This is a genomic window from Clostridium aestuarii, assembly GCF_026735135.1.
Taxonomy (GTDB): Bacteria; Bacillota; Clostridia; order Clostridiales; family Clostridiaceae; genus Clostridium_H; species Clostridium_H aestuarii.
Genome location: NZ_JAPQER010000004.1, coordinates 233060 through 259792 on the forward strand (window position 1 = coordinate 233060; position 26733 = coordinate 259792).

The following is a 26733-nucleotide window of genomic DNA, read 5'->3' on the forward strand; positions in this document are numbered from 1 at the left end:
ATATTACGGAAAATAGGGATGGACTATTAAATTTACTTTTCAATGTGCCTAGTAATATTAAATCAAAAATATCACAATTTTCTCAAAATGAAGATGTTTTCAAGGGTAAAATAGAATTAATTATTTTATTTGGTGATAGAGATATTATTGTTAAAAAGAAAGTAGAGGATATTGGAGGGGTTTTTGAAAACTTAGGGTTTGGATATGGAATAGTTACTGTTGATGCAGACAATATATCTAAGATTGCAGCTATTGATGAAATACAATATATAGAACTTCCAAAGACGTTGTATACTTCGGATTTAAGTAGCAATAAGGAAATTTGTGCAGCTGAAGTATGGAATTTATATGGGATTACAGGCAAAGGGGTATTGGTGGGATTTATTGACTCAGGTATAGATTATCTTCATCCTGCTTTTAAAGATGAAGAAGGAAATACAAGAATAGAATATATATACGATCTTTCTTTAGGAGGACAGGTATGGGATAAAAACGATATAAACAGGGCGTTGAAATCCAACAATCCTTATAGCATAGTACCTCAAAGAGATTTTTTAGGACATGGAACCCATGTTGCTGGAATTGCTTGCGCTGGAGGAAATATAAACAAAAAGTACTATGGAACTGCTTATAAATCTAGTATTGCCATGGTTAAGATGACAGGAACAGGAAAAGTTAATTATGCTAAAAGTACACAGCTTATGAGGGGAATACGCTTTTTAATAAATAAAAGTAAAGAATTAAATCAATTTTTAGTTATAAGCTTAAGCTTCAGTACAAACAATGGTGCTCATAATGGGAGCAGTTTACTTGAACAATATATACAAACTATATGTAGTTTAGAAAGAATAAGCTTTGTAATTGCAGCGGGAAATGAAGGTGCAGTTGCTCATCATGCAAGCGATTTTCTAAAACAAAAACAAAAAATTACAATGAATATGGCAAGTGATGAAGATAGTTTGGTGTTGCAGATATATAAAGATTTTTTAACTGATATAAGTATAGAAATAAAAAGTCCTGAAGGATTTACAAGTGGAGTGATACCTTTAAAAATAGGTAAATACTATGAAGGAAAAATAGGATTAAATAGATATTTTATTTATAATAGTGGACCTAAGCCATTTGATATTAATGGAGAAATTATAGTGAGTTTAAATGTAGATACAGGTTTTTTAACTGCTGGAACATGGACCATAGTGCTGTATTCAACAGGGGAGACGCAGGGAAGATATGATATGTGGATGCCTATATCAGAGGGATTAAATAAGGAGACAAAATTTTTAAATCCAGATCCTTTTAATACATTAGGAATTCCAGCTACAGTTAAAAATGCCATATCTGTTGGAAGTTATAATTACCAAACAAACTCAGTATCAAGCTTTTCTGGTAGAGGAAAAAGAAATGGAGATAAACCTGATGTAATGGCTCCAGGAGAAAATATAGAATCAAGTATACCTGGAGGTAGATATGACAGACTATCTGGAACTTCAATGGCTGCTCCACAGGGAGCAGGAGCAGCTGCTTTATTGATGGAATGGGGAATGGTTTTAAGTAATGATCCATACATGTATGGAGATAGATTAAAATATTTTATGCTAAAGGGTGCAAAAAGAGAAAGAGAAGATGTTTTGTATCCAGGTCCAATATGGGGATATGGGAAGTTATGTGTGAGAGGGGGAATTGAGTTGGCTACTAGAAATAGACATATTCAGGGTATGAAAAAATATATGAGACAAGAGTGCAGTAAGTATTTTCAAAATGAAGGATATGGAAGCTATATAATAGAGTATGAAGGAGATATACTTTCAACTGTAACTGGTATGGCGGGGTGTATTTTAATATTAGATGAAAGATATGCTGTTGTTACCATTGAAAATGATAAAGCAATTGAATTTTTTCAGAGAACAAAAGAAATAGTTTATGTAGAAGAACCAACAATATATACATTAAATCAGGTATCACCTATAGATGCGGCTAATATATCAAAATTTCAAGATAATCCTATTCTTACTTTAAGAGGACAGGGAGTATTGGTTGGAATAGTTGATACAGGAATAGATTATTTGAATAAAGAGTTTATGTATGAAGATGATACTACTAGAATAGTGAATATATGGGATCAAACTATTAAAGAAGAAACGGGCCCTGAAGGCTTTGGTTTTGGAAAGGAATACTCAAGACAGGAGATAAATAAAGCTATTAAGGCTAATAAAAAAGGAGAAAATCCTTATTTAATAGTAAACAGTAAAGATGAAAATGGGCATGGAACTAGTATGACGGGAATAATAGGTGCTAGAGGAATAAACCCTGACATTATAGGAGCTGCTCCAGATTGTGAATTTGCCGTTGTAAAATTAAAAGAAGCTAAGAAAAATGCTTTATTAAGTGAAGGAATGAATGAAGCAAAGGTGCCGACATATTGTAGTTCTGAAATTACTTTAGCAGTTAAGTATTTATATAATATAGCAAGAAGCTTAAGAAAGCCTATGGTTATTTATATACCACTTGGAACTAATAAAGGAGCTCATGATGGAAGTTCTATATTAGAAAGATATATAGATGAAATATCAAGAACTAGAGGAGTTGTAGTAGTTACATGCTGTGGTAATGAAGGAGATGCAGATATCCATGCGTCAGGGGAATTTCAGAGAATAGGAGAAGAAAAAATAATAGAAATGCAAGTTGATCCGATGCAAAGAAATTTAAATTTTGAAATATGGTGCAGCAAACCTGATAAAGTTTCAATTGGAATAATATCACCATCTGGAGAAGTTATAGATAAGATTCCAGCGAAACTTGGAGAAGAAGAAATAATAAAGCTTGTTTTTGAAGGTAGTATTATAATTATTAGATATTTTTTACCAGAAGAAATTACAGGAGATGAACTAATAAAAATATCAATAACTAATATTAGAGGAGGAATTTGGAAATTTAAATTGATAGGTGATTTTATAGTGGATGGAAGATATGATGCATGGATTCCGCAAAGACAACTGTTAAAGGAGGGTACTAAATTTTTAGCTCCTTCTCAGAATATAACATTAACTATACCTTCTACAAGTAAAGGGGCTATATCCTGTGCATATTATAATCAAAGTACAGATGCAGTTGTTAGTAGATCAGGAAGAGGATTTACCAGAGATAAAAGAATAAAGCCTGATATTGCAGCAGGTGGGGTGAATGTTTTAACAACTGCAGTAGGTGGAGGCACTACCATAGTATCTGGAAGTAGCGCGTCTGCAGCAGTAACGGCAGGAGCGGTTGCTTTGATATTACAATGGGGAATAGTAGATGGAAATGATCCTACACTTTATTCTACAAAGGTAAAAACTTACCTTATAAGAGGAGCTAGACAGCGAAAAGGAGATATGTATCCTAATAGAAATTGGGGATATGGACTTCTGGATTTAGAAGGGGTATTTAAAGAAATAAGATAAATAGAGATAAACATATACTAATTAAAGACAAGTGGTATATGTTTATCTCTATTATGTCCATAATAATTTATGATAATATTATATTAATAGAATATTGCGCCTCAATATTCTTATACAGTGAAGCTTATAATTTAAAAGGGGAGAAAAGCAATATGAAAGGGAAAATATTAATCATAGAGGACGAAAGACAATTATCAGAAGTTATGGCTCTTTACTTGACAAAAGAAGGATATGAACTCGATTTTGCTTATGATGGAGAAGAAGGAGAAGACAAAATAGAAAGTGATTTTTATGATTTGGTTATATTGGATGTTATGATGCCTAAAAAGGATGGCTGGTCTCTTTTGAGAAGTATAAAAGCTAACCATGCAGATATATCTGTTATCTTAACTACTGCAAGAGGAGAAGAAGATGATAGAATATTTGGACTGGAATTAGGAGCAGATGATTATATGGTTAAGCCTTTGAGTATGAGAGAACTTGTTCTTAGAGTTAATTTAAGGCTTAATAGTAAGGTGACAAAAAATGAAAATAAAGTAATTATGGATAATCTTATTATAGAAGAAGAAAATAGAACTATTACAGAAGATAATAAGGTAATAAATTTAACCCCTAAAGAATTTGATCTTTTTATTTTTTTATTGAAGAATGCAAATCAGGTATTTAAAAGAGATCAGCTTTTGGATAAGGTTTGGGGTTATGATTTTATAGGAGATACTAGAACGGTAGATACGCATGTTAAAAAATTAAGAGAAAAAATTAAGTTTTCCAGTAAAAACTTAAAAACTGTTTGGGGTGTTGGTTATAAACTAGAATTAAAGAGTAAAAAAACAGGGAGATAAAAGAGTATGTTAATAAAAAAGAAAAGCAAAATAACAGCAAAACTTATAAAATATTTTTTAGTTATAATGATGAGTGTAGTTTCTGTAAGTTTTATTGTAAATAATATTTTTTTATCTAGATTTTATATGAATCAGCAGTATAGAAATTTGAAAGTAGCTTCTGAACAAATATATGATTCAATTAAAAATGATTCTTTTTATGAAAATATGGAAATAAACGCTGTATTAGTTACAAATAACTCAGTAGTTCCTTTAACTAAGGGAAAAAGAGGAATGTTGAGTAATATTGGAAAACATTACTTAAGTGATTTAAAAGAAAAAGGTATAATTAGCAATCCTAGAGGAGATAAGTATATATATTATAGACTAAAAACAGATATGGGAAATATTGTGGTTTTTAAGGATAACAAAGATTCATCTGAATATTTAAAAGCAATATATTTAACATTAATTTTTGTATTTTTATTATCTGTAATAGTATCTGTACCTTTAATTTCTTATTTTGGTAGTAAGATTACAAAACCTATATTAAAACTGCAATCAGCTTCTAAAAAAATAGCTGATGGTAATTTCAAAGTGGACTTAAACGTAAATACCAAAGATGAAATAGAGGAACTTTCTTTAAGCCTTAATGATATGTCACAGAAATTAGAAAAAAAATCTACTCTTCAAAGAGAATTCATAGCTAATGTTTCTCATGATTTTAAAACGCCTCTAAGTATAATAAGAAACTTGGCTGAAGTAATAAGGGATGGATTAGTTGATGAACAAAAATCAGTAGAATACTCTGATGACATAATTAAACAGACTGATAAATTAAATTTAATAGTAATAGATATTTTAAAGCTTTCTAAACTTCAAGATGGAAAACTAAAACCTGATTTATTAACTTTTAATTTAAAAGATTTTTTAGAGAAATGTAAGAATAATTTTACATCTTTAGCAGAGAAGAAAAATGTTAAATTAGTTTTAAATTCAATAAATTTAGATGTAACTGCTGATTCTAACATGCTCTTTAGAGTTTTACATAATCTTATAGACAATGCTATAAAATTTAGTAATGAAAACGGAAAAGTAGAAATAATATCTTTAAATGTATCTGACGGTGTAAAAATTTCTGTTAAAGATTACGGAATAGGTATAGAAAAGGATATGATTAATGATATCTGGGATAGATACTATAAAAATTCAAAAAGTGGAGGTATGGGACTAGGATTACCTATATGTAAAGAAATATTGGAACTACATAATTTTAAATATGGTGTTGAGAGTTATGTTAATGAATTTACTGAATTTTATTTTATAATCTCTAAATAAATGATGTTTTTTACAATATATAAAGCTAAGTTTAAAATAAATGTTATATTTTTAATATAAAGGCTTTGTTTAATAATCACTTTTTATATTTTTATTTCATATTATTATTAGTGAAGCAATTTTATTAAGGAGAATGAAAATGGCTAAAGGCAGAGTACAAATTAAAGCTTTTAGTGAGGATACGTACGTTCCAATTGAAGGTGCTGAGATAATAGTTAAACAAGAAAAGAAAGATAGCAGTAGACAAGTAAGGCAGTTGGTTAGTACTGATTCTTCAGGTGCTACAGAAGAAATAGAATTAGAAGCACCGCCTATAGACAATTCAATGAAACCATCAGAACAACTTCCATATAGTTTTTGCGATATAGATGTAAAAGTTAAAGGATATAGAGATATAATTGTAAAAGGTTGTCAAATATATCCTGATTCTTTAGCTGTTCAGGAATGTAGATTAGCTCCAATAATGCCTGAAAGGCAGGTTACTGAAAAAGAAATAATAGTTGTTGCACCGAATAGGCTTGTAGGAGATTATCCCGCAAAGATACCAGAAGATCCAAATAAACCTTTGCCAGAGCCAACAGGGGGAGTAGTTTTGGCAGAACCGGTAGTGCCGGAATTTATTGTAGTTCATGCAGGAGGACCAAATGACCCATCAGCACCTAATTATACTGTAAAATATAATGATTATATCAAAAATGTGGCTAGTTCAGAAATCTTTGCTACATGGCCAGAAACTACAATTAGAGCAAATGTATATTGTATTATTTCATTTACATTAAACAGGATATATACAGAATGGTATAGAGGAAAAGGTAAAAATTTCGATATAACTAATTCCACAGCATTTGACCATGCTTTTTCTTATGGAAGAAATATTTATTCAAATATAAGTAGAATAGTAGATAATATATTCTCAACATATATGAAAAGACCAGGGAGAAAACAACCATTACTTGCCCAATATTGTGATGGAGTACAAGTTCAGTGTCCAGGATGGCTTACGCAATGGGGAAGTAAATATTTAGGTGATAAGGGTGAAGTGCCATATGGAATACTAACTAATTTTTATGGACCAAATTTAGAATTAACAACTGCTAAAAAAGTATCTGGAATTCCTATGTCATATCCAGGATACGTTTTAAAACTAGGTTCTAGTGGACAGCCGGTCAGAACAGTACAAAGATATTTGAATAGAATTGCAGATAATTATCCAGCAATTTCTAAAGCTATTGTAGATGGAATATATGGAGAACAAACTAAAAAATCAGTAACTCAATTCCAAAAAATATTTTATCTAGCTCCAACAGGTGCTGTGAATTATACTACATGGTATAAAATTTCTGATGTATATGTAGGGGTAACTGGAATAGCAGAACTTAGAGGAGAAGAACTTAAACGCACAATAATAGAAAGGGGAAAAGAAAAAATAGAAAAAGTGAAAAAAACAGGAACTTTTGTACCACCTCCACCATATCCTAATATGTGTGTGCCTATAATAAAATATCCTCGAGACTGATAAAGAGACGGTTAATGAAATGACTAAACTAAAATAAATAAAAGTGCAATGCACTTTTATTTATTTTCAATAGGTCCATAGCTATCTTTATCATAGTGCATAAGTACTAATGTTAATTCTTCAGCATGTTCTTTTTCATCGGCTATAATTTCATAATAAGTTTGTTTTATATCCTTATATGGTGCCTCTAAAGCGTTTTGCTCATATAAAATCACAGCTTCAAGTTCACCTTTTATATCATTTCTTATGAAGTTTAATGTAAGTCCTTCAGAATATTTTCCATATACATTTAGCGGTTCTGCTTTCTTACTGAATTTTACATGGTCTGAAGCTCCTAAAAATTTTTTAAATTGAACAGGATCATATTTTCTAAGTAGTTCTAAAAACATACCATAATGTCTTTTTTCATCTTCCATAATATGATGCCATACTTCATTAATGTCTTTTATGTTTGAGTGAGCAATATGATAAGCATAACCATTTATTGCTATAATTTCACTTATCATAGCTTCTCTTATTTTATTTGTATAGAAGTAAGAATAACCTTGAGGCTGTCCTTCAGTTGTATAACTCATATATACACCTCCGTTTAAATATGTTTATAGTAATAATTTATTCGAAAATTAATAATTTTAACACAAATTCAATAAAATGCAATAAAACAAATATTCATGTCAACATTGCTATTAGTATAAAAAACGTAATAAAAAGAAGTATGATAAATCAAATAAGGATTAGTAATTTTATATAGGTAATTTAAAAATTGATATAAAATTTTTTCTGGGGTATAATATGTCAGTACAATATGTTGTGGGTGGAGGTATAAATAAATGCTATATGTTGTAAAAAGAGATGGCCGTGAAGTGCAAATTGATTCTATTAAGATTACCAATGCTATTAAGGGAGCAGCGGATGAAATAGCTTTTAATTTAAAAGAAAGCGAAGCTATTGAACTTACTCAAAGAGTAATAGAACAAATTGAAAATGAAAGATATGAAAAAATAACAGTAGAAGAAATACAAAACATTGTAGAAAATACTTTGATGAATACTGGATATGAAACTATAGGAAGAACATATTCTAATTATAGAAATGAAAGAACTAAGATTAGAGAGAAAAAATCAGGTTTAATGAAAGCTATAGAAAACATAGGCGTTGAAACGGATAGAGATAATGCTAATGTAGGTAATAATTTTAGTGCTAAGCTTCTTAGAATCGCTAGTGAATCTAATAAGTGGCATAATTTATCTATGATGCCTAAAAAGCTAGCTAAGCTTCATGAAAATGGAGATTTGTATTATCATGATTTAGATTCATATAATTTAACTACTAACTGTTTGAACATAGAAACAGGTAAAATACTAAAAAAAGGATTTAATACTGGATATGGAACAATTCTTCCAGCAAAGAGAATAGAATCTGCTGCAGAATTATCCTGTATATTACTTCAAAGTACTCAAAATGATATGTTCGGTGGTCAATCTCATGTAGATTTTGATAACGATATGGCTGAATTTGTAAGCATGACAAGAGTTGAAATAAGAAAAGAATACGAAGAGATTTTAAGTGGTACTAATAAAGAAATTGAAAAATTAGTTGAGAATAAACTGGAAAAAATAGTTCATCAATCAATGCAGGGAATAGTATATAATTTAAATACTATGCATTCTAGAGCAGGAAGTCAGGTGCCTTTTAGTTCGATTAATTTAGGAATTCCAAGAAGTGAAGATGCTGCTATGGTATGTAGGATATTCCTGGAAGAGTATAGAAAAGGTCTTGGAAAAGGAGAACAGCCTATATTCCCTAATATTATATTTAGAGTTAAAAATGGAGTAAATAGAGAAGAAAAAGATCCGTATTATTATTTATATGAACTTGCTTGTAGAGTTGCGAGTAAAAGAATGAATCCTATGTTTATGAACTTAGATGCAGACTTTAATAAAGAATACTATGACAAAGGGATTATTGGGGCAACTATGGGATGTAGAACATATACAATGTCAAATGTAAATGGTGAAGCAGGTCCAGGCGGACGTGGGAATATAGCACCTACTACAATTAATTTACCTCGTCTAGGAATATTAGCTAAAGGAAATATAGATAAATTCTTTTCATTACTAAATAGTAGATTAGATTTAACACGCGAAGCTTTACTACATAGATATCAAGTTCTTAAAAGATTAAAGGTTAAGGATTTACCTTTTGTAGCAGGAGAAAAATTAATGCGTGGTGCTGAAAATTTAGGTTTAAATGATTCTATAGAACCTATTTTAAGACAAGGAACTTGGGCAATTGGATTCATTGGTGTTGCAGAAACATTAACTGCATTGGTAGGCAAACACCATGGAGAAAGTAAAGAGGCTTATGAATTAGGTATAAAAATAGTATCTCATATACGAGAGTTTTGTGATAAGTATAAAGAAATAGATAAATTAAATTGGAGCTGTTATGCAACTCCAGCAGAAGGACTTTCAGGTAAGTTTGTTCTTCAAGATCAAAAAGTATTTGGAAAAATAAAAGGAGTTACAGATAAAGACTATTATACTAATAGTTATCATGTACCTGTATGTTATAAAATATCTATTAAAGATAAAATAGATATAGAAGCACCTTTTCATAAGATATGTAATGGAGGACATATAACTTATATAGAAATGGATGGATATCCAGAACAAGAATCTGTTAAAGCTATAATAGATTATGCATATAAGAATACAAATATAAGTTATATAGGTGTTAATTTTCACATGAAATATTGTAAAGAATGTGGAGAAACAATAGAAGTATCAGACCTAAAATGTCCTAAGTGTGGAAGTGTTAATATTCAAGGGATTTCTAGAGTTACAGGATATCTTTCATTAGATGAAAGATTTGGTGCAGGAAAAGTTGCGGAACGTTCAGATAGAACATCTCATAATGATGAAAAACATATTAATATATATGAGGTAGACAGTGAATAAGAATATTAATTAAGTAAGCTAAATTATTGAACAATAAAAATATTTTTGTTGTTCAATAATTTTTTATAGATAAAATATAAGTTTTTAAATTCTATAGAAAAAATTTTTAAATCTTAATCGTTTAAAAGATATAGTAGTGGAGGTGAAATTATGAAATTACAAGTTGCAGGTTTTTTAGATAACTCTATGGTAAATGGAAAAGGTCTTAGGAGTGTTATTTTTGTTTCAGGTTGTAATCATAATTGTGAAGGATGTCATAATAAAGAGATGCAAGCTTTTGATTATGGTGATAAAGTAGAAATAAATGAAATAATGGATAGAATAAAGCATAATATACCTTTAATAAAAGGAGTAACGTTTTCTGGAGGAGAACCATTTGAACAAGCAAAAGCACTTATATTTCTTGCACAAAATATAAAAGAACAAGGACTAAGCCTCTGGTGTTATACAGGTTATACCTTCGATAAAATGTTAGGAAGTAAAGATAACGATAAGTTAGAATTATTAAAATATGTAGATGTAATTGTGGACGGAAGATTTGAAAAAAATTTAACAGAAAACGCACCTAAATATGCAGGATCTAGCAACCAAAGAGTTATAAATGTACAAAAAAGCTTGAAATCTGGAAAAATTATTGAATTTAATGAATAATAAGGATTATAAGATGGCATGTGAAATTGCTTTTGAATAACACATAATTAATTATGTGTTATTCAAAAGCAATTTCACATGCCTATTCATATGTTGATATTAAAAATATTTTTATTAGATTGCATTTTGAGGTTCTAAAATCTTAACTTTATTTCTATCTTTAAGTTTTCCTTCGATTTTTAAGGTACTACTGTTCAGTCTTTCAGTATTTTCCATGGTTTCTATAAAATCTTCAATTTTATTTAAATCAAAAGATAGAGAAGGGACTTTATAATGCATTGGTATGATTATATGACTATTAATAGCGTTTGATACAATAGAGGCTTCTTTTGCATCTATTGTATAAATTCCTCCTATAGGAATAAGTAGCACATCTATATCGCCTATTTTGTTTATATCTTCAACGGAAAGTTCATGTCCTAAATCACCCAAATGACAAATCTTATATCCGTCAATTTCTAATACAAAAATTATATTTTCTCCTCGTTTAGTACCTTTTGAATGGTCGTGATAAGAAGGAATACCTTCAATAGGTATATCACATGCATAAAACAGACCAACTTTATCTAAAATTTCTGGATTACCTTTAATATTTTTTATATAATCATGATCAAAATGATGATGACTTATAGTTACTACATCAGCTTTGCCTTCAAAAATTTTATATCCAATAGAATTGTCATATGGATCAGTTAAAATTTTTCTTCCTTTTGAATCTTCAATTAAAAAAGATGCATGACCAAGCCACGTTATTTCCATATAATTCACTCCTTTTTTATAAATATTATATCATTATTATAAACAGTAGAAACTTTTATTATAGATAATCAAAAATTAACTTTATTGTAAACATTATTATGTATATAGTGTGATATAATAATATGAAAAATATTAATAAAAATATATAAATATGTATATAAACATATATTTACAATAATAAATGTTAAAAAATAGAATGAAATTTTTAAATAAATAGAACGTTTATGTATTTTTGTCGTATTAATATATGAGGAAATAATATAGATTAAAGGCAAAGTTTAATAATATTAAAAAATAATACTAAAATTATTGCAATGTTTATCCATGTAAAATAAAATAAAGATATGGATAGTGAGTTTAGGGGGAGATACTTTGAGGTGTGTAAAAAGAATTGTAATATTTATGGTTATGATGTTGTTTATTGGAGGAATGTCTAATTTAAAGGCATTTGGGATTACATATAATCAAATGCAAAGTAAATTTAATATAGATATAGATAAGGTATGGGATATAGAATTTAATGAAGATATAGATAGAAATTCTGTATTAGGACAAGATAATATTATAGTATTAGATGATGAAAATAATAATGTTAAAATCAAAGTTGGTTATAAGGACAGTAGAACAATATCTGTTTCACCTGTATATCATTATGAGTATGGCAAAACTTATATGTTGATAATAAGACAAGACATTAAATCTAAAAAGGGTAAAACAATGTTAAAACCCGTTAAAATGAAATTTACCATAAAATCTAAGGTTGAAAAACCAGTATCATCTAAAGAAAATGTAGTTGTATTAGATGCAGGACGTGCTGGAAATGATATTGGAGCTGAAGTTGGACCTTCTGGAATAAAAGGTAAGGATATTAATTTGGATGTTGCAATTAAAGCAGGAAAAATATTGGAAAGTAATGGTGTTAAAGTTGTTTATACTAGAAAAACGGATTATGTTTCATGGAGTAAGGATGATAGTATTGAAGCTAGAAGTAAGATAGTTAATGATGCTAATGCTGATGTGTTAGTAAGTATTCATTGTAATTCCTCAAATTCTAAAGATGCAAATGGAATAGAAACTTATTATTTAGAAAATGATTCGGAATCCAAGAAACTAGCTTCTTATATCCAAAATGACTTAGTGAGTAAAACTGGGCTTAGAAACAGAGGGATAATGAGCAGCAGATTTAAAACACTAAGTAAAGTAAATGCTACAGCAGTTTATTTAGATTTAGGGTTTATAACTAATCCAACTGAAGAAAAAGTTTTAAATAGTGAAGAGTTTAAAAAGAATAGTGCAGAGGCTATAGCAAATTTAGTACTAAAATATTTAGATGTAAAAAGAGAGAGGTACATAAAAGATATAAAAGATAAAACCGTTTTATTATTTAAAGGTGAAAAATATAATTTTCCACATGCAGTGACTGCTGTGATGAATGATAATACAAATAAAAATGTAAGTGTAAAATGGGACAAAAATTATATAAATACTTCCAAGGCAGGTACTTATACATATAAAGGAACTATAAACGGATATGATGATAAAGTTAGTTTAACGATAATAGTATCAGATGATAGTAGTGCACAAAAGCCTATTGATCCAAAACAAAAAGTAATTTGTATTGATTCTGCACGAGGAGGTAGCTATATAGGTGTAACAGGAGTAACTGGTGTAAAGGAAAAAGATATTAATTTGAAGGTTGGGCTTAAGGCTGGAAAAATATTAGAAGAAAAAGGTTACAAGGTTATTTATACAAGAAAAAGTGATTCTATGCCATGGTCTAAAGATAGAGATATAGAAATGAGAGATAAAATAGCAAATGATGGAGATGCTGATTTGTTCATAAGCATACATTGTTTGCAATCTACCCAAAATCCTTCTGCTACAGGAGTACAAGCTTATTATTTAAACAACGATAATATAAGTAAACAACTTGCAAATGATATACAAAGTGAACTTATTAAAAATACTGGAGCAAGAGATAGAGGTATACAAGGAAGGGACTTAAGAACATTAAAAAATCTTGAAGGAACAGGAATGTTTATATACCTAGGATTTTTAACAAATTCACAGGAAGAAAAACTTCTTAATAGTGAATCATACCAAGATAAGTGTGCTAAAGCTATAGCTGATGGTATAATAAATAATCTTAATTCTTCTACCAGTACAGATGTATCTATTAATTCGGTACAAGATATTACGGTTAATTTGCTTAAGGGACAAGAATATTTATTACCTAAAAAGGTTGATGCTTTAACTAGTGGAAATAGAAATGTTAAAACAGATGTTGTTTGGGCAGTGAATAATATAGATACCAGTAAGTTAGGAACTTATGTTATTCCAGGAAGAGTTAAAGGTTATAATAAGACAGTAACATTAGTTGCAATAGTTGGTTCTAATAGTTCAAATAAAAAATATAAAATATGTATTGATCCTGGGCATGGTGGATATGATTCAGGAGCTGTAGGAACAACGGGAATTAAGGAAAAAGATGTAGCTTTAGGGGTAAGTTTAAAACTTGGAGATATTCTTGTTAAGAATGGATTGGATGTTGTGTTTACTAGAACTAGTGATAATACTCCTTGGCCAGCTGATAAGAGCGCTGAGTTAAAAAAGCGATGTTCTATAGCGAACACTTCAAATGTAGATTATTTTGTATCTATTCATGCTAATAGTACAAATAATAGACAAATTACAGGAACGGAAGTACTGTATTATAGAGATAAAACAGATGGAATACCATTGGCTAGAAACATACAAGATGAAATGATAACTGCAACAGGAAATAATGATAGAGGATTAAAACCCAGAGGGATATATGTAACTAAATATACAAACGCACCGTCAGCTCTTGTTGAATTAGAATTTATAAGTAATCCTGAAAAGGAAAAAATGTTAAACACTTCAAGTTACCAACAAAAATGTGCTGAGGCAATTGCAAGAGGAATTTTAAAAACTGTAGAAAAATAAAGATAAGTGGAAGAGATAAGAGTGTTACAAAAGTATTGTAATATTCTATCTCTTCCTTTATTATTTTAAATAGTATATAATTTTAATGATTACGTATATTTTATATACATAAATTAACTTAATTTTAAGTTTTATACAAATAACAATATATAGTTATCAATGAAATTACTTTTATAATATAAGTTGTAATTAAATGATTATTACTATGAAAAAACTATAATTACTTATACCTGGAAATTAGTATATGTTAACTATAAGAAAGAGGTGGATTTATGAATACTAGCAAAAGAATTTTTCAATCCAATTCATTTGCAATGGTCTTATTGATTTTATACGCATTAGGGGGGAGACTTCTTATGCCTATTTTTAATAAGTTAAATTTATCACTTCCATATAGGATTGTATTACCTCAATTTATTTTATTATTGTTACCTACAATAATTTATTTTATCATAACTAAACGTTCGGTTGTACAAACTCTTAGATTGAAAAAAATAGGAATGAAAACTATATTGATAGTTGTTTTAATAGGACTTTTAGGGATGCCTGTGGCAGCATTTTTATCGTTAATAACCCAGTTTGTTTTTCCTAATAGAATAAGTGAAGTGGTTGCTGCATTAAATAATATACCTTTTATTATTAGAGTGGGAATAATTGCAGTTACTCCTGCTATTTGTGAGGAAATAACAATGAGAGGAGTTGTTTTAGCAGGATACGATAATGTCAATATAAAAACGGCTGCTGTGATGACTGGATTGTTTTTTGGTATACTCCATATGGATGGGAATCAATTTTTATATGCTTTTGCTTTGGGAATAATATTTGCATATTTAGTTAGAATAACAGATTCGATTTTTTCATCAATGGTATGTCATCTTACTATTAATGGTACACAATTACTGTTGCCAGAATTAATTAAATTGGCAAGCAAAGGTTCAAATGAAGAGATTAAGGCAGCACAAAAAGCAGGATTAGATTCTTTTACTATGATTGAAAAAATAAATGTTATATCTATTTATTTAATTTTAGCAATAATATGTATGGGGATTATAATACTTTTGATACAGAAACTTGTTAAAATACATGGAATTAAAGGAATAAAAGTATCACAAGAAAGAAAAAGTGTAAAAGTTATGAATGCACCAGCATATATAACTATTGTTCTATATGTTTTTATTATAGTAGGACAACTGATGCAAATATATAAAAAATAAACAAAGGAGGAATTTTATTATGTCTGATGCTGTAAAATTTTTTGAAGAAGGATATAATTGTGCAGAAGCAGTAATAAAAGCAGTTAATGAAGAGAAAAAGTTAAATATACCAGTAAGTGTAGGTACACCTTTTGGTAGTGGTATGTCTGTGGGAAGTACTTGTGGAGCTATTGCAGGAGCAATAATAGCTTTAGGGGCTATAAAAGGGAGAGAAACTTATATGGAACCTAATGAAGCAAGAAGCTCTTCAAAGGAAATATTAAAAAATATTAAAGAAAAATATGGAACTCTTGAATGTAAAGAATTAAAAAGGAAAGGGGTTTCATGCAAGGAAATTGTAAATTATGCGTATAATATTTTAAATGAATATATTTAGGTATATGTGGGAAATAAACAAGAAAATAAAAATATATAAAAAGTTATTATAGAAAAAATGGTGGTATGTTATGTAGAGGGGGATATTATATGAAAGGCAAAATTAATAATATGACTTATAAAGAACTTGAAAAATATATTAATAATAGTAAGAAAGATATACAGGGGTTAGTAGAGCAGTATAATAATATTATTGTTGAAAAACTAAAAGAAAATGATGAAACTAAAGAGGTACAGAAAAAAGCATATAATATTAGACGAATTTATAATTATGTAACTTGGGTGAATGATCAGATGAAAATGAATAATAACGTAAAAAGCAGAACCAATATTATTCCTAGAAGGGGAGAAATTTGGACGTGTGAATTAGGACAAAATGTAGGGTCAGAAGAAAATAAAATAAGACCAGTTATAGTAATTCAAAATGATACAGGAAATAGAAAATCACCTACAACAATTATTGCACCTATATCAAATAGACCCAAGAAAATAGCGGTACACATAGAACTTAGAGAAAACGATTATAAACTAGAAGAAGGAGAAGTAAATCAAATTAAGGGAACAATTTTAGGTGAACAAATAAAAGTTGTTTCAAAGGCAAGATTAGGTAGACATATTGCAACAGTAGATGATAAATTTATGAAGCTTTTAGATAATAAACTCAAAATTTCATTGAAATTGTAATAAGATATAAAAATTAAATAGAATTAAGTAAAAAATAAACGAAAATATATTGATTTAATTAAAGATTAATGATAAAATCTAAATGTTGTTAGTTATACATACCTAATTTAGATTAGGAGATTATATTTCATATTATAAAGTTATGATTATTAACATACCTAGCATAGGCTGGGAGATTATATAGCATAGTATAATATAATGAAAAGATTGGTTATAGCCAGTCTTTTTTTTATAGTAATATATGAGTAAATTTTACAAACATAAATTGACAATAAAAATTTGTTATAATATAATAGAAATTATTAAACAAACTTTGTAGCTAAATATTAATTAAAAATATTTGTTTGCATAAAAATCGATAATAAGTTGAATTTTAAAAGTGAATTAAAAAGCTAAGAACAGGAAAAGTATTTTAATTGTATGTTTAAAGAGAGTGGAGAATGCTGGGAATCCATAGCTAAGATTAGAAGAAAATCCCCTGGGAGCTGAAAGCTGAAAGGTCTTTTATACAAGTAAGCTTATCCGTGATTTCGCGTTAAGGAATAGAGTATAATAGTACTTGAAGTTTCACATAGGTGGTTTAGGTAGCTGCGTCCTTATGGACGGAGCTTTTTTAGTATTAATACAATGGTAAAAGCTTATAATTAAAAATTATATGCAAAAATTATATGCAAAAATTATATGCAAAAATTATATGCAAAAATTATAAAAAACAGTATAAATGTTAATAATGCTAATTAAAGTCAATAATAAATACACCAAATAGAGATTTAGTTTGTAAGTTTGATTAACTTTCAACTTTTAAATTTTATTTTATAGCAAAGGAGATAAAAATATGTATAAAAAAGTAGAAGCATCTACAAGTTTTGTAGATATGGAAAAAAATATTGCTAAATTTTGGAATGAAGAAAATGTTATTCAAAAAAGCTTTGATAGAAATCAAGATGGTGAATACTTTACTTTTTATGATGGACCTCCAACAGCAAATGGTAAACCTCATGTAGGACACATTCTTACTAGAGTTATGAAGGATCTTATTCCAAGATATAAGGTTATGAAGGGATATAAAGTTTTAAGAAAAGCAGGTTGGGATACTCATGGACTTCCTGTAGAACTTGAAATTGAAAAGAAACTTGGAATCTCAGGTAAACCTCAAATTGAAGAATATGGTGTGGAAAAATTTGTAAAAGAATGTAAGGAAAGTGTATTTAAATATACTAGTCTTTGGAAACAAATGTCTGAACAGTTAGGTTTCTGGGTTGATATGGATAATCCATATATAACTTACGAAAATAATTATATAGAATCAGTTTGGTGGGCATTAAAACAAATGTGGGAAAAAGACCTTTTATACAAAGGACACAGAGTAACACCTTATTGTCCAAGATGTGGAACTGCTTTATCTTCACATGAGGTTGCACAAGGATACAAAGATGTAAAAGAAGCAACTGCTTTTGTTAAGTTTAAAGTAAAAGGCGAAGAGAATAAATATATACTTGCATGGACGACAACTCCTTGGACATTACCAAGTAACGTATGTCTAACAATTAACAAAGCATATGATTATGTAGAAGTATTAAATAATGGAGAATACTTAATACTTGCAAAGGAACTTGTTGACAAGGTATTAGAAGGCGAATATGAAGTAGTAAGAGAGTTCAAAGGAGAAGATCTTCTTGGAACTGAATACGAACAGTTATTTAAATTTGAAGTTCCTGAGCAAAAAGCATTCTATGTAGTACATGGAGATTATGTAACTCTTACTGATGGTACAGGAATTGTACATACAGCACCAGCTTATGGTGAAGATGATGCTCAAACAGGAAAGAAAAATAACTTACCTCTTATTAATTTAGTTGATTTGGAAGGTAAATTTGTAGATTCAGTTGAACCATGGAAAGGAATGTTTGTTAAAAAAGCAGATCCTAAAATACTTGAATATATGAAAGAAAAAGGAATGCTTTATAAATCAGAGAAGTTTACTCATTCATATCCACATTGCTGGAGATGTAATACACCACTTCTTTACTATCCAAAGGATAGCTGGTTTGTAAGAATGACATCACTTAGAGATCAACTTGTTGCAAATAATAATAGTATAAATTGGTATCCAGATAACATAAGAACAGGAAGATTTGGTAAATTTGTTGAAAATGTTATTGATTGGGGTATATCAAGAGATAGATATTGGGGAACACCACTTCCAATATGGGAATGTGAATGTGGGCACAGAGAGTGTATAGGAAGTATTCAAGAACTTAAAGAAAAAGGAATAAATGTTCCAGATGGAATAGAACTTCATAAACCATATATAGATAATGTGAATTTAACTTGTCCACATTGTGGAAAAGAAATGACTAGAACAAGGGAAGTTATAGACTGCTGGTTTGATTCGGGTTCAATGCCATTTGCGCAACATCATTACCCATTTGAAAATAAAGAAGTTTTTGATAAAACTTTCCCAGCACAGTTTATATCAGAAGCGGTAGACCAAACAAGAGGATGGTTCTATACATTACTTGCAGTATCTACATCATTATTTGGTAGAAGTTCATATGAAAACTGCATAGTTTTAGGTCATGTTCTTGATAAACATGGACTTAAAATGTCAAAATCAAAAGGAAATGTAGTAGATCCATTTGAGGTTCTTGAAAATGAGGGAGCAGATGCTACAAGATGGCACTTCTACACTGCTAGTGCACCATGGCTTCCAACAAGATTTTCAGAAGATGATGTAAGAGATACTCAAAGAAAATTCTTAAGTACATTATGGAATGTATATTCATTCTATGTTTTATATGCTGATTTAGATAAATTTAATCCACTAGAATATAAGGACTTTGTATCTGAAAATGTAATGGATAAATGGATAATGTCTAAGCTTAATACATTGATTAAAGATGTAGAAGAACATTTAGACAATTACAGAATAACTCAAGCAGCGCTTGAATTACAAGACTTTGTTGATGAACTTTCAAACTGGTATGTAAGACGTAATAGATCAAGATTTTGGTCAGCAGAACTTACAAATGACAAGATTGGTTCATATACAACGCTTTACAGAGTACTTACAACAGTTGTTAAAGTTGCAGCACCATTTGTACCATTTATGACAGAAGAAATATATAAAAACTTAGTAGTGAACTTAGATAAAAATGCTATTGAAAGTATTCATTTATGTATGTGGCCTCAATATGATGCTTCAGCTATAGATTCTGAGCTTGAAAGAGAAATGGATTTAGCATATAAAATAGTTAAATTAGGACGTAGCGCTAGAAACTCAGCTAACATAAAGAACAGACAGCCTCTTTTAGAAATGCTTATTAGTACAAAATCTCTTCCAGAATATTATGGAGATATAATAAGAGATGAACTTAATATTAAAAAAGTTGAATTTGGTGCTGACCTCTCAAAGTATGTTAACTTTGAAATAAAACCAAATTTACCTGTATTAGGTAGAGCTTATGGAAAGCTTATTCCAGCAATAAGAAAAGCTATAAATGAAATGAATCAAATGGAATTAGCTCAAACTGTAAATAATGGAGAAGCTGTAACTATAAATGTTCAAGATACAGAAATAGAACTTAATAAAGATAATCTACTTGTAACAATGCAAGGGCTTGAAGGGTTTGCATTTGCAGGAGAAGGTGAAGTTGGAGTTGTTTTAGATACTCATATAACAGAAAAACTAAAAGAAGAAGGATATGTACGTGAAATTTTAAGCAAAATTCAAAATCTAAGAAAAGAAAGTGGATTTGAAGTTGCAGATAATATAAAACTTTACGTTGCAGGTAATGAAATACTTAAAGATGTAATTAAAAAATTCGAAGAACATATTAAGAAAGAAACATTATCTCTTGAAGTAGCTTATGACTTAGACAGAGAATATGATGACTTCAAGATAAATGGTGAACAAATTAAAATGGCTGTTGAAGTAATTAAATAATGATTTAATATAGAATGCTTTATAACGAGGCTATCTCTTTGGGATACCTCGTTTTTTATACCAAAAATTAAAATAGTAAGAAGTCGTAACTTGTGTTTTTAATACTTTATATTGTATAATAAAAAATAAAGTAAAATAAATTAAATAGGAGTCGGTAAGATGGCAACTTCAATAAAAGATGTCGCAAGAGAAGCAAACGTATCCATTGCTACAGTGTCAAGGGTTTTAAACAATGTAGATGTAGTTAATGAAGATACTAAAAAGAAGGTTTTAGAAGCAATAAAAAAATTGGATTATAGACCTAATATAGTAGCCAGAAGTTTAAAAACTCAAAAGACTAAAACAATAGGTATAATCATACCAGATATATCTAACCAAATCTATCCAGAAGTAGTTAGAGGAGCTGAAGATGTTGCTAATATTTATGAATATAACATAATACTTTGTAATACAGATTTAGATCCTCAAAAAGAAATGGAATATTTAAGAGTTCTTTCAGAAAAAATGGTAGATGGAGTTATATATATAAGTAATTCTTTAGAAGAAAACATAGTTAAAACTATAAAAAACATAAAAATGCCATTAGTTTTAATTGAAACTAATGGTAAGGATAAAGATTTCCCAAGCGTAATTATAGATAATAAGCAGGCAGCTAATGATGCAGTTAAGTATCTGATTAAAAAGAAAAACAAGAGAATTGCATGCATAAGTACAGATAAGGAAGCTGTGAATGCAAGTGCTCTTAGATATGCTGGCTACTTAGATGCTCTAAAAGAAAATCATATAGAATACAATGAAGAGATAGTTTCATTTTGTAAGATTTCACGTAAAGTAGAAGATGGATATGAAGCTATGAATTCAATTTTAGAAAAGACAAAAGATATAGATGCTGTATTTTGTGTTGATGATGAAATTGCAATGGGAGCAATTAATGCTTTAAGAGATAAAAATATTAAAGTTCCAGAAGAGATAGATGTTATGGGATTTAACAATACCTATGGAGCTGCAAATTTTTATCCTAAACTTACAACTATAGCACAACCGTTATATGATATGGGGTCTGTAGCAACCAGGATGCTTATAAAGAAAATAAATAATGAACCTTTAGAAGAAGAAATATTTGTTTTACCTTATGAAATTGTAGAGAGAGATTCGTGTAAATAAGAAATACATGTCGAAAAGACATGTATTTTTTTTAAACATTAATTGGAATAATATGGTATAATATAATACATATATAAGGTAAAAAATGTAAAAAGATATTGATTGTTTATGTGTTAGGAGGAATTGCCTATGTGTACTAGGGACAAGCTTCAGGAAGTAGCTGCTTATTTAATCAGTGTAAAAAATTTAAATAAGAAAAGTATTCGGCACGTATCGGAATATCAAAAGATATTTTGGGAAAAAGAGTTAAATGATGAGGGCTATACTATAAAAGGTAAAATAGATGATGATTGGTGGATTGAGATAGATAAAAATAATAAATTAGTATATGATGATTTTTTCAAATTATATTTAAAACTTCAAAAAAGAAGTGATAATTTAGAAATAGTATGGGGACAGGGGTTCCTTGCATGGTCAATACATAATAAAAAAATAGCCCATCCTCTATTTACAATTAGAATGGAATTAGAATTTGATGCTAAAAATGCAAAGTTTATATTAAAGCCATGTAGTAACAATATAAACTTAGAAATAGACATTCTTGAAGGGTTAGATATTCCTAATTTAGATAAAATAATAAAAATAAAAAATCATATTAGCCTTAAAAATTTTAAAGAACTGGAAGATATATTAAATTCTATTATACATTATTTAAGTCCCAATATTAATCCTAGTGGTGAAATTCAAAAAAATAGAGTGATATTAAAAGATATAAAAATAACTAAATATCCAGTAGTTTATAATGCATCCTCAATAATAGTTAGAAAAAACGATAATAGAATATGGGATACGGAATTAAAAAATATGATGTGCAAAATAAATGAAGGCTGTTTTATACCTGATGCGATTAAGGCTTTAGTTAATGATAAAAAACCTATTCAAAATTCTAAAACTATAGAAGAATGGGAAAATATTAGTAAAGAGCTATTATTTCCTTTACCTTATAATAAAGAACAGAGTAAAATTGTTAAAAGCTTAAGTGCTAATTTTGGAGTTGTGGTTCAAGGACCTCCAGGAACTGGAAAAAGTCATACTATAGTAAATTTAATTTGTCATCTTTTAGCTCATGGAAAAAGAGTTTTAGTAACAAGTGAAACGGGTAAAGCACTTAGAGTTTTAGCAGATAAGATACCTGATGAAATACGACCACTATGTATAAATATGATTGGAAATGATATGAATGCTTTAAAAGAACTTGATTATTCAATAAAAAAATTAACAGATAATTTAAATTGTAATGTAGAAAACGTAAAGAAAGAAAGTGATAAGTTAGAAAATGAATTAAAAGAAAGTAGGAAAAAACAAAAAGATCTATATAACAAGTTAAAAATATCCGAGGAAATTGAAAATGGAGATATAAATTATTACGGAAAAAAGTATAAATTATTAAATATAGCAAAGTGGGTTAAAGAAAATGAAGATCAATATTCTTGGATAGATGATGATGTAGAACCTAAACAAAAATGTCCAATAACTGATGCTAAATTTTCTAGGCTAATTTATTTATTAAGTAATATTAGAAAAAAAGAGATAATTGAATTTAAAAAAGTAGAAAACTTACTTTATAATATACCATCCTGTGATGAAATTGTTGATAAGATAGCTAGATTATCAGAATTAAAAAGTAATTATAAATATTATAAGAGTATGCTTAAGGAGTGGTGTGTATCTTATAATGTAGATTATGATTATGAACATATATTTAGGCTTTTAGAAAATGCAGAAAAGTTTTTAGTGGAAATTGAAGGTACATGGTTTGAAAATATTTTAAAGCCTTCTAAAAAAAGCGAAACAGTCAGAATTGTTCTTAAGAATATACTGATGAGATGTAATTTCTATATTAAGAAAATTTGTAGTATTAAGAAGGAAATTAACGGACATGAAGTTGAAATACCTAAAGATATAGATATTGTTATGTTGGCACAAAATTTTGATATAGTATATAAGCAATATGAACATAAAGGAAAAGTAAGTAAACTATTTAAGGTGATACACTCAGATTATAAAAATATTATTGAAGAATGTAAGGTCGATTGTAAACCTATAACAAATAAGGAACAAGCAAAAATAGTAAAGAAATATATTGAGCAGTGCTATGTAGAAAAAAATCTTAAAAATTTATGGAATAGAGCTATGAAGGAATATGAAGCACCTAAAATTAAAGAAGTTAATTTAGCAATTATTGCTCAATTAGAAGATGAAATGAATAAAATAGATATAATAATTAATTGGGATAAAGCTATTAAAAATAGAATAATTGTGGCTATGAGAAATATAGCTTTTTTAAGTGACATAAATTGGTATGATATAGAAACATATCAATATTTAAGAAATGGATTTTTAAGTATTAAGTATATAAATGAATATGAAAATATTAATACTTATATGTTAAGTTTACAAAAGGTTATTTCTAATATGGAAGGGTTTGAAGAAATTGTACAAGCTATTCGTTTAAATAGTGCTGTGAGTTTAAAGATAGCTTATAAAAAAGTAGATAAGTTTAAACAAATGACACCTAAAATTAAAGAAATAGCTTTATTGATATCCAAAGTAAACAAAGAGTGCCCTTTATTGGCTAAAAATATAATTGAAGATGAAGATAGATTAAATATGTTAAATAAATATAAGAATTTAAGTATGGCATGGAGGTGGAAACAGTTAGAGTGCATTTTAAGAAAAGCACATAAATATGAATTTGATGATTTAGAGAATGATATAGAAAAAGAAAAAGCTAGAGAAAATTCTTTGGTTTGTAAAATAGTATATAAAAAAGCATGGTATAACCAAATAAAGAGGATTGGAGAAACTGAAAGAAGAAGTTTATACGCATGGTTAGATGCTGTTAAAAGAATAGGAAAAGGAACAGGTAAACATTCTGTTATGTTTAGAAAGCTTGCACAAAGAGAAATGGAAAAATGTAAAGATATAATTCCAGCTTGGATTATGCCTATAAATAAAGTAATAGAAAATTTCAGTTTATCTAGTGATATGTTTGATGTAGTGATTATTGACGAAAGTAGTCAATGTAATATTTTTGGAATATCAGCATTACTTAGAGCTAAAAAAGCTGTTATAGTTGGAGATGATAAACAAATAAATCCTGAAGCAGTAGGAATTAATATGGATAAAATTCAATATCTTATTGATAGATATTTAAAGGATATACCTCACTCTGAATGGTTTGATATGCAAACAAGTCTTTATAATACTGCACTTAGAGTATTTCCTGATAGGATTATGTTGAAAGAACATTTTAGATGTGTACCTGAAATAATAGAATTCAGCAATAGGCTATGTTATTCAAATGAGATAATGCCTTTAAGAAGATTTAATAGTAATGAAAAATTAGGATTACCTATTAAAACTGTAAAAGTAGATGGAAAAAGAGACAAAACAAAGCCTATAAATATTAAAGAAGCTGAAGCCTTGGTTCAAAAGGTAGTTGAATGCTGCAAAAATCCTAAATATAAAGGTATGAGCATGGGGGTGATTTCTCTTTTGGGGGATGTTCAATCAGAGATTATAGAGAATATGCTAAGAGAGAAAATAGGTGATGAGGAAATGATAGAGCGAAAAATAATTTGCGGTAATTCATATTCATTTCAAGGTGCTGAAAGAGAGATAATGTTTTTATCAATGGTTATTGCACCAAATGTTAATTTTATAGCTTTAACAAAGGAAAATGATATACGAAGATTTAATGTAGCTGCAAGTAGAGCTAGAAATCAAATGTGGGTTTTCCATTCTGTTAATTTACAAGATTTAAATCCTAAGTGTGTAAGAACACAATTCCTAGAATACTGTATTAATTCTAATAAAATGAGTAGTAAAAAGATAGATTTGAAAAATATTTTTCAGTCACAGCTTCAAAAGGATGTTTATAGAATGTTGAAAGAAAAAGACTATGAAGTAAAACCTCAAGTGGTTATAGGTAAGCATAAAATTGATTTTGTAATAGAAGGATATAATAAAAAAATAGCAATTGAATGTGATGGGGATAAAACTGAGAAAATAGAAAGATGGGAAGAAGAATATGATAAACAAATATGCCTTCATAGAGTTGGATGGAAATTTTTAAGGATAAAGGGAAGTGAATTTTATAGAAATCCAGAAGAAACTATAAATAAGCTTTGTAAAAGAATTGAAAGTGAAGATATAGACAAGGGAATTGCGTAAAATTAAAATGTATATTATATGGAGGCAGTAAGATGGTTTGTTATACTATAGGACATTCTACAAGAAAAATAAAAGAATTTATCAGGATTATTAAAAAGTATAATATCAATTACGTTATAGATGTAAGAAATATATCTTATTGTAGTAATAAATTCACAGAAATTTTTAATAGAGATATTCTAAAAGATAAGCTTAAGGATAAAGATGTTAAATATGAATATATGGGTAAAGAACTAGGAATGTATCCAAAAGAATATAAAGAGTTTGATAAGGTTATAGAATGTGATTTATTTAAGAAAGGTATACACAATGTTTTAGATAAAATTAAAAAAGGGTATAATATAGCGATTATGTGTTCTGAAAGAAATCCATTTAATTGTCACAGGAGTATAGCTATAGGTTATATGTTAAATAAGAAAGGAATTGATATAGAACATATAATTGATGGTAATATTACTAAGAATCAAGTTCGTATAGAAGAAGAACTTTTTATAACCTATGAACCAAGATTAAAAAATGAGTTAGTACAAATTAGTATTCAGGATATATTGGATTGGGTGAATTATGATGATATAAGTGAAAAAGATATTAAGAAAAAAATAATAGAACAAGCTTATAGAATGAAATGGAAGAATATTAATAATAAAATTTACTAATAAAAGTGCGATGCACTTTTATTTTTTTGTGTTAAAATAGAAAGTATGTTTATTGTATGGAGGATAAGT

General features: G+C 28.5%; 16 protein-coding genes. 14 read left to right on the forward strand and 2 right to left on the reverse strand.

All coding sequences use genetic code 11. The features are described 5' to 3' along the window. Positions 1 to 2 precede the first annotated feature (2 nt). The 4 genes from OW763_RS11555 to OW763_RS11570 all read left to right on the forward strand — a co-directional run bounded on the left by OW763_RS11555 (position 3) and on the right by OW763_RS11570 (position 7112). Positions 3 to 3437, forward strand: a complete 3435-nt coding sequence (locus tag OW763_RS11555) for a S8 family serine peptidase (protein ID WP_268041348.1) — start codon at positions 3 to 5, stop codon at positions 3435 to 3437. 152 nt (positions 3438 to 3589) lie between these two features. Beyond that, positions 3590 to 4279 carry a response regulator transcription factor gene (locus tag OW763_RS11560; RefSeq protein WP_268041296.1) on the forward strand — a complete coding sequence of 230 codons (690 nt, stop codon included), beginning with the start codon at positions 3590 to 3592 and terminating at the stop codon, positions 4277 to 4279. A 6-nt stretch (positions 4280 to 4285) separates the two neighbouring features. Further along, complete coding sequence (locus OW763_RS11565; protein ID WP_268041297.1) at positions 4286 to 5596, forward strand: sensor histidine kinase; 1311 nt, start codon at positions 4286 to 4288, stop codon at positions 5594 to 5596. 139 nt (positions 5597 to 5735) lie between these two features. Then, complete coding sequence (locus OW763_RS11570; RefSeq protein ID WP_268041298.1) at positions 5736 to 7112, forward strand: peptidoglycan-binding protein; 1377 nt, start codon at positions 5736 to 5738, stop codon at positions 7110 to 7112. Positions 7113 to 7168: 56 nt separating this feature from the next. Here the strand turns inward: OW763_RS11570 and OW763_RS11575 are convergent, their stop codons facing one another. Next, the gene (locus OW763_RS11575) at positions 7169 to 7687 is read right to left on the reverse strand and encodes a ferritin family protein (protein ID WP_268041299.1); all 519 of its coding nucleotides are present in this window, start codon (positions 7685 to 7687) and stop codon (positions 7169 to 7171) included. Positions 7688 to 7942: 255 nt separating this feature from the next. On the opposite strand from OW763_RS11575, the gene OW763_RS11580 reads away from it, so the two are divergent. Further along, complete coding sequence (locus tag OW763_RS11580) at positions 7943 to 10072, forward strand: anaerobic ribonucleoside triphosphate reductase (RefSeq protein ID WP_268041300.1); 2130 nt, start codon at positions 7943 to 7945, stop codon at positions 10070 to 10072. A 150-nt stretch (positions 10073 to 10222) separates the two neighbouring features. Next, the gene (gene nrdG / locus OW763_RS11585; protein WP_268041301.1) at positions 10223 to 10723 is read left to right on the forward strand and encodes an anaerobic ribonucleoside-triphosphate reductase activating protein; all 501 of its coding nucleotides are present in this window, start codon (positions 10223 to 10225) and stop codon (positions 10721 to 10723) included. A gap of 114 nt (positions 10724 to 10837) precedes the next feature. On the opposite strand, the gene OW763_RS11590 is transcribed toward nrdG, so the two are convergent. Continuing rightward, positions 10838 to 11482, reverse strand: coding sequence for an MBL fold metallo-hydrolase (locus OW763_RS11590; RefSeq protein ID WP_268041302.1), 645 nt, complete (start codon positions 11480 to 11482; stop codon positions 10838 to 10840). A gap of 372 nt (positions 11483 to 11854) precedes the next feature. On the opposite strand from OW763_RS11590, the gene OW763_RS11595 reads away from it, so the two are divergent. The 8 genes from OW763_RS11595 (at position 11855) to OW763_RS11630 (ending at position 26664) form a co-directional block, all read left to right on the forward strand. Then, positions 11855 to 14449: an N-acetylmuramoyl-L-alanine amidase gene (locus OW763_RS11595; protein WP_268041303.1), complete on the forward strand. Its 2595-nt coding sequence runs from the start codon at positions 11855 to 11857 to the stop codon at positions 14447 to 14449. A 272-nt stretch (positions 14450 to 14721) separates the two neighbouring features. Beyond that, on the forward strand, positions 14722 to 15663 hold the full coding sequence (locus OW763_RS11600; RefSeq protein WP_268041304.1) for a CPBP family intramembrane glutamic endopeptidase: 942 nt from the start codon (positions 14722 to 14724) through the stop codon (positions 15661 to 15663). Between the two features lie 19 nt (positions 15664 to 15682). Further along, a complete protein-coding gene (locus tag OW763_RS11605) occupies positions 15683 to 16039 on the forward strand; it encodes a C-GCAxxG-C-C family (seleno)protein (RefSeq protein ID WP_268041305.1) in 357 nt (118 codons plus the stop codon). Positions 16040 to 16128: 89 nt separating this feature from the next. Beyond that, a complete protein-coding gene (locus OW763_RS11610) occupies positions 16129 to 16722 on the forward strand; it encodes a type II toxin-antitoxin system PemK/MazF family toxin (protein ID WP_268041306.1) in 594 nt (197 codons plus the stop codon). A gap of 835 nt (positions 16723 to 17557) precedes the next feature. Further along, a complete protein-coding gene (gene ileS / locus OW763_RS11615) occupies positions 17558 to 20668 on the forward strand; it encodes an isoleucine--tRNA ligase (RefSeq protein ID WP_268041307.1) in 3111 nt (1036 codons plus the stop codon). Between the two features lie 159 nt (positions 20669 to 20827). Continuing rightward, a complete protein-coding gene (locus OW763_RS11620; RefSeq protein WP_268041308.1) occupies positions 20828 to 21832 on the forward strand; it encodes a LacI family DNA-binding transcriptional regulator in 1005 nt (334 codons plus the stop codon). A 129-nt stretch (positions 21833 to 21961) separates the two neighbouring features. After that, positions 21962 to 26008: an AAA domain-containing protein gene (locus tag OW763_RS11625; protein WP_268041309.1), complete on the forward strand. Its 4047-nt coding sequence runs from the start codon at positions 21962 to 21964 to the stop codon at positions 26006 to 26008. Positions 26009 to 26040: 32 nt separating this feature from the next. Continuing rightward, complete coding sequence (locus tag OW763_RS11630; protein ID WP_268041310.1) at positions 26041 to 26664, forward strand: DUF488 domain-containing protein; 624 nt, start codon at positions 26041 to 26043, stop codon at positions 26662 to 26664. The last annotated feature ends 69 nt before the right edge of the window (positions 26665 to 26733 follow it).

What these genes read in the sequence shown, in the direction of transcription:
- OW763_RS11560 (WP_268041296.1), top strand. Translation starts at nt 3,590, where the DNA reads ATGAAAGGGAAAATATTAATCATAGAGGACGAAAGACAATTATCAGAA.
- OW763_RS11565 (WP_268041297.1), top strand. Translation starts at nt 4,286, where the DNA reads ATGTTAATAAAAAAGAAAAGCAAAATAACAGCAAAACTTATAAAATAT.
- OW763_RS11570 (WP_268041298.1), top strand. Translation starts at nt 5,736, where the DNA reads ATGGCTAAAGGCAGAGTACAAATTAAAGCTTTTAGTGAGGATACGTAC.
- OW763_RS11575 (WP_268041299.1), bottom strand. Translation starts at nt 7,687, where the DNA reads ATGAGTTATACAACTGAAGGACAGCCTCAAGGTTATTCTTACTTCTAT.
- OW763_RS11580 (WP_268041300.1), top strand. Translation starts at nt 7,943, where the DNA reads ATGCTATATGTTGTAAAAAGAGATGGCCGTGAAGTGCAAATTGATTCT.
- nrdG (WP_268041301.1), top strand. Translation starts at nt 10,223, where the DNA reads ATGAAATTACAAGTTGCAGGTTTTTTAGATAACTCTATGGTAAATGGA.
- OW763_RS11590 (WP_268041302.1), bottom strand. Translation starts at nt 11,482, where the DNA reads ATGGAAATAACGTGGCTTGGTCATGCATCTTTTTTAATTGAAGATTCA.
- OW763_RS11600 (WP_268041304.1), top strand. Translation starts at nt 14,722, where the DNA reads ATGAATACTAGCAAAAGAATTTTTCAATCCAATTCATTTGCAATGGTC.
- OW763_RS11605 (WP_268041305.1), top strand. Translation starts at nt 15,683, where the DNA reads ATGTCTGATGCTGTAAAATTTTTTGAAGAAGGATATAATTGTGCAGAA.
- OW763_RS11610 (WP_268041306.1), top strand. Translation starts at nt 16,129, where the DNA reads ATGAAAGGCAAAATTAATAATATGACTTATAAAGAACTTGAAAAATAT.
- ileS (WP_268041307.1), top strand. Translation starts at nt 17,558, where the DNA reads ATGTATAAAAAAGTAGAAGCATCTACAAGTTTTGTAGATATGGAAAAA.
- OW763_RS11620 (WP_268041308.1), top strand. Translation starts at nt 20,828, where the DNA reads ATGGCAACTTCAATAAAAGATGTCGCAAGAGAAGCAAACGTATCCATT.
- OW763_RS11625 (WP_268041309.1), top strand. Translation starts at nt 21,962, where the DNA reads ATGTGTACTAGGGACAAGCTTCAGGAAGTAGCTGCTTATTTAATCAGT.
- OW763_RS11630 (WP_268041310.1), top strand. Translation starts at nt 26,041, where the DNA reads ATGGTTTGTTATACTATAGGACATTCTACAAGAAAAATAAAAGAATTT.